General features: G+C 66.7%; 8 protein-coding genes, 1 tRNA gene and 1 pseudogene. 7 read left to right on the plus strand and 3 right to left on the minus strand.

All coding sequences use genetic code 11. The annotated features are described in order from the left end of the window. Positions 1 to 8 precede the first annotated feature (8 nt). The 4 genes from cmk to ABNF93_RS32540 all read left to right on the plus strand — a co-directional run bounded on the left by cmk (position 9) and on the right by ABNF93_RS32540 (position 3,098). Positions 9 to 704 carry a (d)CMP kinase gene (gene cmk / locus ABNF93_RS32525; RefSeq protein WP_349332104.1) on the plus strand — a complete coding sequence of 232 codons (696 nt, stop codon included), beginning with the start codon at positions 9 to 11 and terminating at the stop codon, positions 702 to 704. Continuing rightward, the gene (locus ABNF93_RS32530; protein WP_349332105.1) at positions 689 to 1,501 is read left to right on the plus strand and encodes a lysophospholipid acyltransferase family protein; all 813 of its coding nucleotides are present in this window, start codon (positions 689 to 691) and stop codon (positions 1,499 to 1,501) included. Before cmk ends, ABNF93_RS32530 begins: the two co-directional genes overlap by 16 nt. A 113-nt stretch (positions 1,502 to 1,614) precedes the next feature. Beyond that, entirely contained in the window at positions 1,615 to 2,943 is a 1,329-nt protein-coding gene (gene der, locus ABNF93_RS32535; protein ID WP_349332111.1) for a ribosome biogenesis GTPase Der, read from the plus strand. A gap of 78 nt (positions 2,944 to 3,021) precedes the next feature. Further along, positions 3,022 to 3,098: transfer RNA gene (locus tag ABNF93_RS32540), tRNA-Pro, on the plus strand. Positions 3,099 to 3,545: 447 nt separating this feature from the next. On the opposite strand, the gene ABNF93_RS32545 is transcribed toward ABNF93_RS32540, so the two are convergent. Continuing rightward, positions 3,546 to 4,127, minus strand: a complete 582-nt coding sequence (locus ABNF93_RS32545) for a GNAT family N-acetyltransferase (protein WP_349332106.1) — start codon at positions 4,125 to 4,127, stop codon at positions 3,546 to 3,548. Positions 4,128 to 4,222: 95 nt separating this feature from the next. Between ABNF93_RS32545 and ABNF93_RS32550 the strand changes: the two genes are divergently transcribed. Continuing rightward, a complete protein-coding gene (locus tag ABNF93_RS32550; RefSeq protein ID WP_349332107.1) occupies positions 4,223 to 4,693 on the plus strand; it encodes a GNAT family N-acetyltransferase in 471 nt (156 codons plus the stop codon). 109 nt (positions 4,694 to 4,802) lie between these two features. Here ABNF93_RS32550 and ABNF93_RS32555 read toward each other — a convergent pair whose 3' ends face one another. Both ABNF93_RS32555 and ABNF93_RS32560 read right to left on the minus strand, forming a co-directional pair. Continuing rightward, on the minus strand, positions 4,803 to 6,470 hold the full coding sequence (locus tag ABNF93_RS32555; RefSeq protein ID WP_349332108.1) for an ABC transporter ATP-binding protein: 1,668 nt from the start codon (positions 6,468 to 6,470) through the stop codon (positions 4,803 to 4,805). A 487-nt stretch (positions 6,471 to 6,957) separates the two neighbouring features. Beyond that, a pseudogene (locus ABNF93_RS32560) lies at positions 6,958 to 8,262 on the minus strand (IS256 family transposase). Between the two features lie 251 nt (positions 8,263 to 8,513). On the opposite strand from ABNF93_RS32560, the gene ABNF93_RS32565 reads away from it, so the two are divergent. Together ABNF93_RS32565 and ABNF93_RS32570 are read left to right on the plus strand one after the other, a co-directional pair. Beyond that, positions 8,514 to 9,050: a phytanoyl-CoA dioxygenase family protein gene (locus ABNF93_RS32565; RefSeq protein WP_349332109.1), complete on the plus strand. Its 537-nt coding sequence runs from the start codon at positions 8,514 to 8,516 to the stop codon at positions 9,048 to 9,050. Between the two features lie 255 nt (positions 9,051 to 9,305). Continuing rightward, on the plus strand, positions 9,306 to 10,289 hold the full coding sequence (locus ABNF93_RS32570) for a phosphotransferase family protein (protein WP_349332110.1): 984 nt from the start codon (positions 9,306 to 9,308) through the stop codon (positions 10,287 to 10,289). The last annotated feature ends 809 nt before the right edge of the window (positions 10,290 to 11,098 follow it).

An 11,098-nucleotide genomic window follows, 5' to 3' on the forward strand; every position in this document is an offset into this window, starting at 1 on the left:
ACGACAAGGTGGAGCGAGCCGACGAGGCAGATCTGGCCGGCATCGTGGTGGCGATCGACGGACCGTCGGGTTCAGGAAAGTCCAGTGCCGCACGAGGGGTGGCGCGACGCCTCGGCCTGCGTTATCTCGACACCGGTGCGATGTACCGCGCCCTCACCTGGTGGATGCTGCGAGCAGGCGCACCCCTCGACGACGCCGAGAAGATCGCCGCGCGCTGTGGGGAGCCCCACCTCGAGGTGACGACCGACCCGAAGGCGCCGAGGATCGCGATCGACGGGGTGGACGTCTCCCGTCCGGTGAGGTCGCGCGAGGTGACCAACGCGGTGAGCGCCGTCGCCGCCGTGCCAGCGGTCCGGACGCGACTCATCGACCTGCAACGTGAGCTGATCGGTGACGGCGGCATCGTCGTCGAGGGCCGCGACATCGGCACCACCGTGGCTCCAGACGCCGATGTCAAGGTCTACCTGACGGCGCGAGAGGATGTCCGTGCCCATCGCCGCGCGGCCGAAGGCCTGGCCGGCAGCAGGGTGGAGGTCGGCCTCACCCGCCGGGAGATCGCCCGCCGCGACCGGTTGGACTCCGACCAGTCCGGCCGTGCGTCCGACGCCGTGGTTCTCGACACGACTGAGCTCGACCTCGAGCAGGTCATCGACCGAATCGCGGCCCTCGCCGGCGAACGGGTGGGGGCGTGCGGTCCCCGATGAGCGGAGCGGCCGACCCGCCGCCCACTCCGTTCCCGCCACAGTTTTCGTCCCCCTCGGCGTACTGGCGAGGCACGCCCGGCCCGCCGAAGTGGCCGATGCGCCTCTCGCGGCGGCCCGCCTCTGGAGTGCTGAAGCTGGCCTGGAGGATCCGCGTCCATGACCGGCACCACGTGCCGGGCGACGGCCCGGTGATCCTGGCGTCGAACCACCTCGCGATCCTCGACGGGCCGGTCCTCGCGGCGGCGATGGCGCGGCCGGTCCATGGGCTGGTCAAGAAGGAGATGTTCCACGGCCTGCTGGGTAGGACGTTGCGGCGCCTCGGCCAGATCCCGCTCGACCGTGGGACGGCCGACGCCGGTGCCCTCAAGGCCGCGTTGGCGGTGCTGGACCGGGGCGACGTCCTCGCCATCTACCCCGAGGGCAAGCGCGGACCCGGCGACTTCACCGTGATCAAACCCGGCGTCGCGTATCTCGCCCTGTGCACGGGGGCGCCGGTCGTCCCGGTGGCCTGCCTGGGGACGCGCGCGCTCGGGAAGTCGACGGGGGCCGTACCCTCGATGAGGACGCGGATCGACGTGGTCTTCGGCCGGCCGGTCGTCCTCGAGGCGGTGCCGTGGCCACGCCGTCGCGAGGTCGTACGCCAACAAGCTTCCCGACTGCGCCAGGCCCTGATCGCCCACCTTCGCGAGGCGGTCGAGGTCAGCGGCCAGGCGGCGCCCGGCGCCGAGCAGGAGGCGGGACCCCGCGAGGCTGCCGCGCCCACCCCGGGACGCATCGACGTAGAGGAAGTTTCGTGACTGACAGGGAATCCCGGCAGGCTGCCGAGCTCGCCGACGCCTTTGCCGACGAAGGTGATGACGGCTATGCCTTCGTCGACGTAGGGGGGCCCGCAGACGACCTCGACGGCCCGGTGGCCGCGGACGCACCGGTCGTCGCGGTCGTCGGACGTCCCAATGTCGGCAAGTCCACGCTCGTCAACCGCATCCTGGGCCGGAGAGCAGCCGTCGTCGAGGACGTTCCCGGTGTCACCCGCGACCGGGTGACCTACGACGCCGACTGGCGCGGCCGGCGGTTCACCCTGGTCGATACCGGCGGATGGGACCCCGATGCCAAGGGCTTCATGGCCCGGGTGGCCGCCCAGGCAGAGATCGCCGTCACCGCCGCCGATGTCGTCCTGTTCGTCGTCGACGTCACCGTCGGCGCGACGGACGTCGACGAGGCCGTCGTACGCATCCTCCGGAGGGCCGGCAAGCCGGTGATCCTCACGGCCAACAAGGCCGACGACCTGCGCGGCGAAACCGAGGCGGCCGCCCTGTGGTCACTCGGACTCGGTGAGCCACGGCCGGTCTCGGCGATCCACGGTCGGGGGACCGGCGACCTGCTCGACGCGGTGCTGGAGGCGATGCCCGAGGCGCCAGCCGACCGCGGTCCAGGAGCCGGCGGCCCGCGGCGGATCGCTCTCGTCGGCAAGCCGAACGTCGGCAAGTCCAGCCTGCTCAACCGCCTCGCCGGCGAGGAGCGCGTCGTCGTCGACGAGGTGGCCGGCACGACCGTCGACCCGGTCGATGAGTTGGTCGAACTCGGCGCCAAGACCTGGCGGTTCATCGACACCGCGGGCATCCGGCGCCGGGTCCGCGACGCGGCCGGACACGAGTTCTATGCCAGCCTGCGTACGACCGCGGCGATCGAACGCGCGGAGGTCGCGATCGTCCTGCTCGACGCGGCCGAGCCGCTGTCGGAACAGGACCTGCGGATCATCTCGACCGTCGTCGAGTCGGGTCGCGGCCTGGTACTTGCGTTCAACAAATGGGATCTTGTCGACGAGGACCGGCGGCTGCGGCTGGAGAAGGAGCTGGACCGGCAGGTGCGGGTGCGCTGGGCCCCTCGGGTCAACGTCAGCGCGCTCACAGGCTGGCACGTCGACCGGCTGGTCCGGGCGATGGAGACCTCGCTCGAAGGCTGGTCGACCAGGGTCCCGACCGGCACCCTGAACGCCTTCCTCGGTCGGCTGGTGGCGGCCAATCCGCACCCGCTGCGAGGCGGCAAGCAGCCACGGATCCTCTTCGGCACCCAGCCGCAGACGTCGCCGCCGAAGTTCCTGCTCTTCACGACGGGCTACCTGGAGCCTTCGTACCGGCGGTTCATCGAACGCCGGCTCCGGGAGGAGTTCGGGTTCGCCGGCTCGCCGATCATGATCACCCTGCGGATCCGCGAGAAGCGCCAGCGCAAGGGGAAGTAGCGGGTGCGCCGGCCGGCGGCGCAGTTCGAGCGGCTCTGCGGTAATGTTCCATCCGCCCGACCGGGAGGTTTCGGGCGACGGGCTGTGGCGCAGTTTGGTAGCGCACTTGACTGGGGGTCAAGGGGTCGTGGGTTCAAATCCCGCCAGCCCGACCAGCGTTTCCGCAGGTCAGAGGCGCAGAACGATCGTCATGGTGTGCGCCTCGCACCCGTCGATGTCCGATTCTGGGAGCGATATGGGAGCGGAGCTCCCAAAGAACGCCAACCGACACCGCAGGGTAGGGCTTTCCTTCTTCTCCAACTGCCGCGCAAGCCTCTGCACTAATCAAGGCGCCGCTGACGCGGCGCAGCCGCCCGGCCGCCATGCGGGCGGCGCCAGTGCGCCGTCCTCGGGCTCACCGGACGGCACGACAGTCAGGAAGCCGTGGCTGAGGTGGTCGCCGGACCGTCAGGCTTTACCCACCTCCCTCGGATCGGGTCCCTAAGACCGGGGGACCGCCTCGGGCCACAACGGGCAGGCCAAGAACCCGCCCGAGCCGCGGAAGCTTACGGCCCCCGGTCTCCGCGACCCGAGTCAGGACACCGGCCAAACCCCGCCGGTCCTTAGTTCGGTCCGGTGGATTCGACGTAGCCGGGCGAGTGATGTGCGGCGTACTCCTCGACGGTCATCCCCATCAGCACCAGCTCGTGGTATGCGCCGGCGAAGAACTGTCGACGGCGACGCCGGCCTTCCTCGATGAAGCCGAGCTTCTTGTGGAGCCTCAAGGACGCGGTGTTGTAGGCGTACATGTCGACATCACACTTCTGGAAGCGCCGTTCGCCGAACATGTACCGCAGCACCAGGACGATCGCTTCGCTCGCGTAGCCGCGCCGCTGGTACTCGCCGCCGATGGTGATGCCGTAGGAGAAGACTCCAGCATTCTTGTCCACGTCGGTCGTACCGAGCCAGCCGACAGGCCTCTCCTCGGGCAGCGACTCGATAACGAGGCTGAACGCGTCGTCGTCTCGGAGCTTGTTTGTGCTCTCCGCCCACTGGCGGTAGCTGGCCCTGGATCGCGGTGGGTGCAACGCCCCGGCGTTCCGCATCACCGTGGAGTCCTGCTCGAACTCCACCGCCAGCTGCTCCCACTCTTCCGGCTCGCCACCCCGCAGCCGAACCCGCTCGCCAACCCAGACCGAAGCCATGCGCCCGGACCTTAGCAATGACTTGTCACCGCGTGCGGCTACAGCATGCCCATAGTCCTTCGGCACCCACGCTTGTCCCCTACTACTGTCTCGCCATGATCATTCGACCCGTGCGCGAAGAGGATGCGGCCAGTTTGCAGCAGAACTGTTTCAGCGCGAACACCTTCGAACAGACCGCCGCCATGATCCCGCCCGCGATCGATGGACTCGAGCACGGCGAGTCCGCCATGCTCGTTGCAGAGGAGAACGGTGACGTCCTGGGAACCTGCACAGTGGAACGCTTGGCGCACCGCATGTGCCGCCACCGTGCCGACATCGTTGGCTTCGTGATCACACCCGCCGCCCAAGGGACTGGGCTCGCTCGCAAGCTCGTCGACGCGGCAAACCAGCGGGCACGGGACTGGGGCTGCTCGATCCTAGAGATCAGCTGTCGTGGCGGCACTCACGCCGAGGACGCCTACCGTAGCCTCGGGTTCCGCGTATGGGGCCGGCTGCCCGAGGGCTACCGCGACCGCGATCAGACCTTCGACGAGGTTCTCCTGTGGAAGCCAATCAGTCCGGGCTAACTTCGCTATGAGGCTGCCTGTCAAGGTCGTGTCTGGGCGTTGTCGCTCACAATGGTCGCTCAGGGACGGCGAAGGGGTGCCACCGCGTGGTTGACACCCCTTCCTAGAGCTACCGATAGCCAGCTGCCTGCAGGTCGAACAGGTGGGCGTATCGGCCACCTAGGTCGAGGAGTTCTTCGTGGGTGCCGGCTTCGGTGATCTGGCCGTCTTGCATGACAAGGATTCGGTCGGCGATCCGGACGGTCGAGAACCTGTGCGAGATGATGATGCCGATCCGGCCACTGAGATTTTCCCGGAGTTGGGTGAACACTTCGACTTCCGCCTCCGGGTCAAGGGCGCTGGTGGGCTCGTCCAAGATCCACACGTCGGCGTTTCGGTACATCAGGCGAGCCAGGGACAGTCGTTGCCATTGGCCGCCTGAGATGTCCTGGCACCACTCGTAGCCCTTTCCGACTGTCGCGTCCAGTCCCATGGTCAGATCCTGAACGAAGTCGGCCCTGGCGGCGTGCAGCGCTGTCCACAGATCGGAGTCCGATGCCTTGCGTTCGACTCGACCGAGTTGGAGGTTCTCGCGCACGGTCAGGTTGTAGTGGACGAAGTCCTGGAACAGGACGCCGAAGCGTGACTGGAGTTCGGTCGGGTCGGCGTCACGGAGGTCCACGCCACCCACGAGCACCTGCCCGTCCTGCGGGTCGTAGTGGCGAAGGAGCAGCTTGACCAGCGTCGTCTTGCCCGCTCCGTTGTCCCCGACCAAGGCGACCATCTCCCCCGGGGCAATCTCCAGGTCGATCCCACGGAGTGCCGGTCGAGTGGCCGTTGGATAGGTGAACGTTACGTTCTTCAGTGTCAGCCCCGGTTGGGCAGGCGACGGCTGCGTGGCCTCATCCGTGCGCGCGACCGTCGCCGGTAGGGGAATCGGGTCGGGACGTACGGGTAGGCGTTGGCGGAGGTCGAGAAAGTCGAAGTAGTCACGCAGGTATGGGGCATGCCCCTGCAAAGCCACCAGTGATCCGGAGAGACCGGAGACAATCGCACCTACCGACGTGAACGCGCCCAACACCAGGAAGAGATCACCTGCCGTGAGCGTTCCAGCGAGCCCCTGCCGCGCGACGAACCAGTAAGCCACCGTGAGCAGCAGGGCGCTGATCGCGCCGGCAACCAACGCTTCGCCTTGTCCCTTGCGATAGACGGCAGCGAGGCTCGCCTCGTACCAGCGCTGCAGGTCGGTGTGCTGTCTCCTCATGTGATGCGCGGCACCCAGGCCCTGCAGCTCCTTGATGGCCGCCTCGTTGGTCATTAGGTGACGGCGGTAGTACATCTCTCGGAAGCTCCGGCTGTTCTGGAGGTCAGTCGCGTACACGTTCTTGCTGACGCGGGCCTGTGCGACGGCCGTCACCGCAACAGAGCCGGCAATGACCACCAGCAGCGCCGGATGGACCGCGCTCATCACTCCGACCAACCCCACGACAGCCACGAGTTGAGCACAGAACGTCACAACCTCACCGGTCACGGCGAACGGACGGGTCATCGACGTCTTGCTCGCTCGAATCATCCGCTCGTGAAAGCCTGGATCATCCAAGTACGGAATATCGATGGTCACGGCACGACCTAGGAAGCGCTCTTCGGCCGCGTGGTGAACCTGATAGCTAAATGCCTGCTGCTGGTAATTGGCCACCGCGGAAAGAACGCGCTGCACGATAGCCAGCGCGCCGATTACCAGAACCGTCGGAAGAACCGAAACGTGACGTCCCGAAGAGCCCTGGGTGACAAGGTTCACCAAGTGTCGCCCCGCCCACAGGATGGCAGGCGTACAACCAGCCGACACCATCGCCGAGAGCACTAGAAACATCCATCCAGAAGGCGAGGTCTGCCAAGCCAGACGGAGACCCAGGGTGACCGCTCTCACCAGCGCCATCTTCGGCTGAACATGAGCCCAAGCCGCATAGTCCAAGGGTTCTTGCCGGCCACTGTTTCCGTCGTTTCGCTGCCGCTTAACCTCGGCAGTTGACCTCATCCGCTGGCTCAGAATTCGAATGGGTGAAAGCATGCACGATCGTATCAGGAATCAAGGAGAACAAGCCACTTCATGCCCGGTGGAAAGCCCACGTAAATACTGCTGGTTGCCGCGAAGGGATAGTGCCAGGGGGCGCTGTGCGGCTTACAGTGGGCCGAAAGGATCAGGGAGGCAGAATATGCCGTGAATCTCAGTCCAGTCCGTCAAGTGGCCCTCTGGAGCCCTAGGGCAGGTCATTCCGGAGGAATTGTCAAGACCTGTGGATCAAGATCGTTTCGGCGGCTTGGGTTGTAGTGGGTTCGTCGGTTCGTTCGACGAGTTTGCCTTTGTGGAATGTGGCGCCGGCGCGGCGAGGGCGACGAGGTGGGGTGCGTTGACGGCGCGCCAGCGGTCTTGGGCTGATTCGATGAGTTTGAACGCCATCGCGATCCGGGCGGCTCGTGAGCCGGGTCTCTTGGTGACTCTGGTGCGTAGCCTGACGGTGGCGAAGGTCGACTCGATCGGGTTCGTTGTGCGTAGGTGGACCCAATGTTCGGCCGGGTAGTTGTAGAACTCCAGGAGCACGTCGAGGTCGGCGGTGATCTTGGCGACCGCCTTGGGCCACTTCGCGCCGTAGTCGATCTCGAACGCCTTCGCCGCCTTCTCGGCGTGGTCGCGGTCTTCGGCGTTGTAGATCTCTGCGAGCGCTGCCTTCGCGCCCGGGTGCACCGATTTCGGTAACGCGGCAAGGACATTCGCCATCTTGTGCCACCAGCAGCGCTGCTCGCGGGTTTCGGGGAACACATCCCGGATCGCCTTCCAGAACCCCAGCGCCCCGTCGCCGACGGCGAGTACCGGCGCTGCCATGCCGCGGCGGCGAGTCGAGCGGAGCAGGTCGGCCCCACGACTCGGCTGATTCACGGAACCCGTCAGCCAGGGCGATCAGCTCCTTCTTGCGGTCGGCGCACACCCCGATCATCACCAGCAGGCACACCTTGTCCTGGTCGAGTCGGACCTTGAGGTGGATGCCATCGACCCACACGCACACGTAGTCGACCCCGGCCAGCGAGCGGGTGTTGAACGCGGCAGCCTCGTCCTGCCACTGCGTGGTAAGCCGGGTGATGGTCGCCGCCGACGGACCCGCACCGGTGCCGAGGAACTGCTCGAGCGCGGGTGCGAAGTCGCTACTGGACAAGCCATGCAGATACAGCAGCGGCAGCACCTCGGCGACCTTGGGAGACTTGCGCGACCAGGCCGGCAGGCTCGCAGAGGAGAACCGCTTCCGCACCCCAGTGTCGGGACCGAGGCGATTGTCGTTGACCCGCGGGGCACGCACCGTGATGGCTCCAGCGGCGGTGGTCACCTCCCGCTCGACGTGATAGCCGTTGCGGACCACCAGCCGATGGCCGTTCTCATCCAGCTGGCCGAGATGAGCCTCGATGTAGGCCGCGACTTCAGCCTGCAACGCCGCCGCCAGCATCCGCCTCGTACCGTCCTGCACGACCTCATCCAGCAACGACCCGCCGACCGAGCCGCCCGCGTTGGACTCCTCATCGTCGTGGACTACCTTGAGCATGGGCGTACCTTCCCGAACCAGCGCGCCAACGCCGGTCCTGATCAGAACTCCTTGGGCTTTCAGATCATCCTCGGGAAGGTGCGCCCCTTCACGTCACCTCACCGAGCATCATCCACAGGTTCTGATCATTGCTCCTCTCCACAGCGGAGTCGATTCAGCGCAACAGCGAGCAAACGTTCCTGGCCGAACGTCCGGCAGGCTTCCAACCGCTAACTCGTTCCGGAGCGTTCGACACAGTAGACAGCGGCTTGGTGCCACTGGCACTGGACGAGCTGTACGGACCACAACGCTGGCAGCGCCCCCTGCGCGGCGGAGGAGTGCTGGTGACATTTCGCGTACCAGGACAGCCGTGGGACGTACCTCACAGGGGCTGGCACTCCGACGGCCGAGCCGACCCCACCAGTGGGGAACCGTCGCAAGTCACGATCTTCACCATCCTCGCTCCTCTACGCCCGAGGGGTGGCGGCACTCTGGTCCTCACCGGAAGCCATCATCTGCTCCGGCACCACGGGTGGGAGACCGACAACGCCAAGGCGATCAGAATGGGACTCGGCGCCCGCTATCCCTGGCTGCACGACCTGTGGAGCGAGTACACCAGTCCAGGCATCGACCGCCGGAAGCGATACCTCGACGAAGTCGTCCTCGACGGCATGCCACTACGACTCGTCGAGCTAACAGGAGAGCCCGGGGACGCCTTCGTGATGAGGGGCGACATCCTTCACATGCCAGCACCGAACGGCCTCGACGATCCGCGGATCATGCTCGTCAAAGGCTGCCGGATCATCTGACGCAGGAGGCGGAGATGTCGGTGGATTGGACCCGGAGGAGGCCGGCCGGTTCATAGCTGCGTGTTGAGCCCCACGTTGGCTGAGGACGCGGGAGGCATGTGGCGACGCCGTAGGTGAGAACGGCGGCTGGGTGGTGGTGGGGGTGCTGTTGGGGTTGGAGGGCGCGACGACCGCGCACCCAGAGCACCGAGAGACCGACACCGTGTTACCCGAAACTGTCTCGCCCGTTCTGTGGTCCGACGTTACGGTCGGGGGATGTCGGAGCGCGAAGTCAGGTCAGCATCCGACGTCGACCGCAGTCAGCACCTCGCCGCGCTGCACAGCGCGTGGGTGACGCCGCTGGACGTCGTGGCGGCTGTGGTCGGCGAGGTGGCGAAGGCGCCGGTCGTGGACTTCCGCCGCATCGTCGCCGGCGAGCAGAACGAGGTCTACGACATCACTTTGGAGCAGGGCCCGTCCTTGATCGTGCGCATCTCGCATGACGGACCCGAGGGGCACGACCGGGAGGCGTGGGTCATCGGCGAGTGCGCGTCGCGGGGCATTCGAGCGCCTCGGGTTCGCGCTCTGCGTCGCGTCGAGGTCGGGAGCGAGCTCCGGTCCGTCATGGTGATGGAGAAGCTGCCGGGTGAGCGACTCAGCGACATCGATCCCGACGAACTCGACGTTCGCCGCGTGCTGGAAGAGGTTGGAGCATGGCTGAAGCAGCTCCACGCCATCCCGGTGCGAGGCTTCGGCTGCCTCGATGGCTCCGGCGTCGGCGAGTTCGAGACGCTGGATGACTGGCTGGCCAACGTGGCCACGGAGGCGCATGCGTTCGAGGAAGCTGGCCGCTCCGTCGGACTCGAGCCGGCGACGATCCGAGGATGGCTCGGTGAGATCGTCGACTCGTTCCGGGCAGCCCCGCCTCGGGTGACGATGAGCCACAACGATCTCAAGGCCGTTCACGTCCTGGTGCACGAGGGGAGGCTGTCGGGGATCATCGACTTCGGTGTGGCCGCAGCCGAACCCGCGGCGAACGACTTCGCCAAGTGGGACTTCCGAGAAGGGACGCGCTTCCCGGCCGAGTGGATAGAGGCCGGCTACGGCGACCCCTCCTTGTCCGAGCCCTCGAACGACCGCACCTACCGTGCGCTCTGGCTCCTCGACGGGCTCTGGCATTTGCGCCACTACCACGTGACGGATTTTCCCCCGGGCGTCGAAGCCGGCCGGGACCGACTGCTGAGCGGACCAGAGCGGTAGCCCAGCTACTCGATGGCGCGCACGTCGACTCCGTTCGACCGCAACTACGTCTCGTCGTCGGCGTGAGGAACTCGGCCCGACACCCGCCCCGGTCCTGGTCCCACCAACAGACGGCGCGCCCGGCCACAACATGAAGGTCGCAGTAGGGAGTATTGCGGTCAAACGCCGGGGGGGAAGGCTCAGGCCGACTTCGATCACGATGTCCGGCGTCGGCGTCCGGACGGCCGGCAACTTGCCTTCGATCAGCACCGGGCCATCGGGTGCGGGGAAGACGACGACGGCCGTTGCCCCCGCGCTCGGGGGCACCCTTTGTGCCGCGGTGCGGACGGCTACGAGGTTCCGTGCGACACGAGGTCTCCCGGCAGTACGTGATCGTCGACATGCGCAGGTGGGAGCGGGATGGGAGCGGAGTTGGAGCGGCAGGTGCGGTCAGGTGCGGTAAGCCGCTCTCTGAAAAGGCCGCTGGCCTGCGCCGATGCGCGCTGCCTGGTCGCCGATCGGAGCCGGAGCGATGCTGGGGGTCAAGGGGTCGTGGGTTCAAATCCCGCCAGCCCGACAGCGTTTCCGCAGGTCAGCGCCGTGCGGGTCCTGACTGGCGGGCCATCTGGGACCACGGGTTGCTTATTGCGTGTCCCAGGATGCGGCCTGGTGCGACCTAGATCGTTGATCGGAATTTTGACCGGGTCGGGACATGTGTGCGACACGCTGGGTCTGACCTGGGGTGATGGGGCGAAGGGTGTCCAGGATCGGCGTGTCTACACACGCCGACTTGGAGGTCTTCGTGATCGCCGACCTGGACACCCTTCTGA

The sequence above is a fragment of the Actinopolymorpha sp. B9G3 genome, from assembly GCF_040120725.1.
Lineage (GTDB): Bacteria > Actinomycetota > Actinomycetes > Propionibacteriales > Actinopolymorphaceae > Thermasporomyces.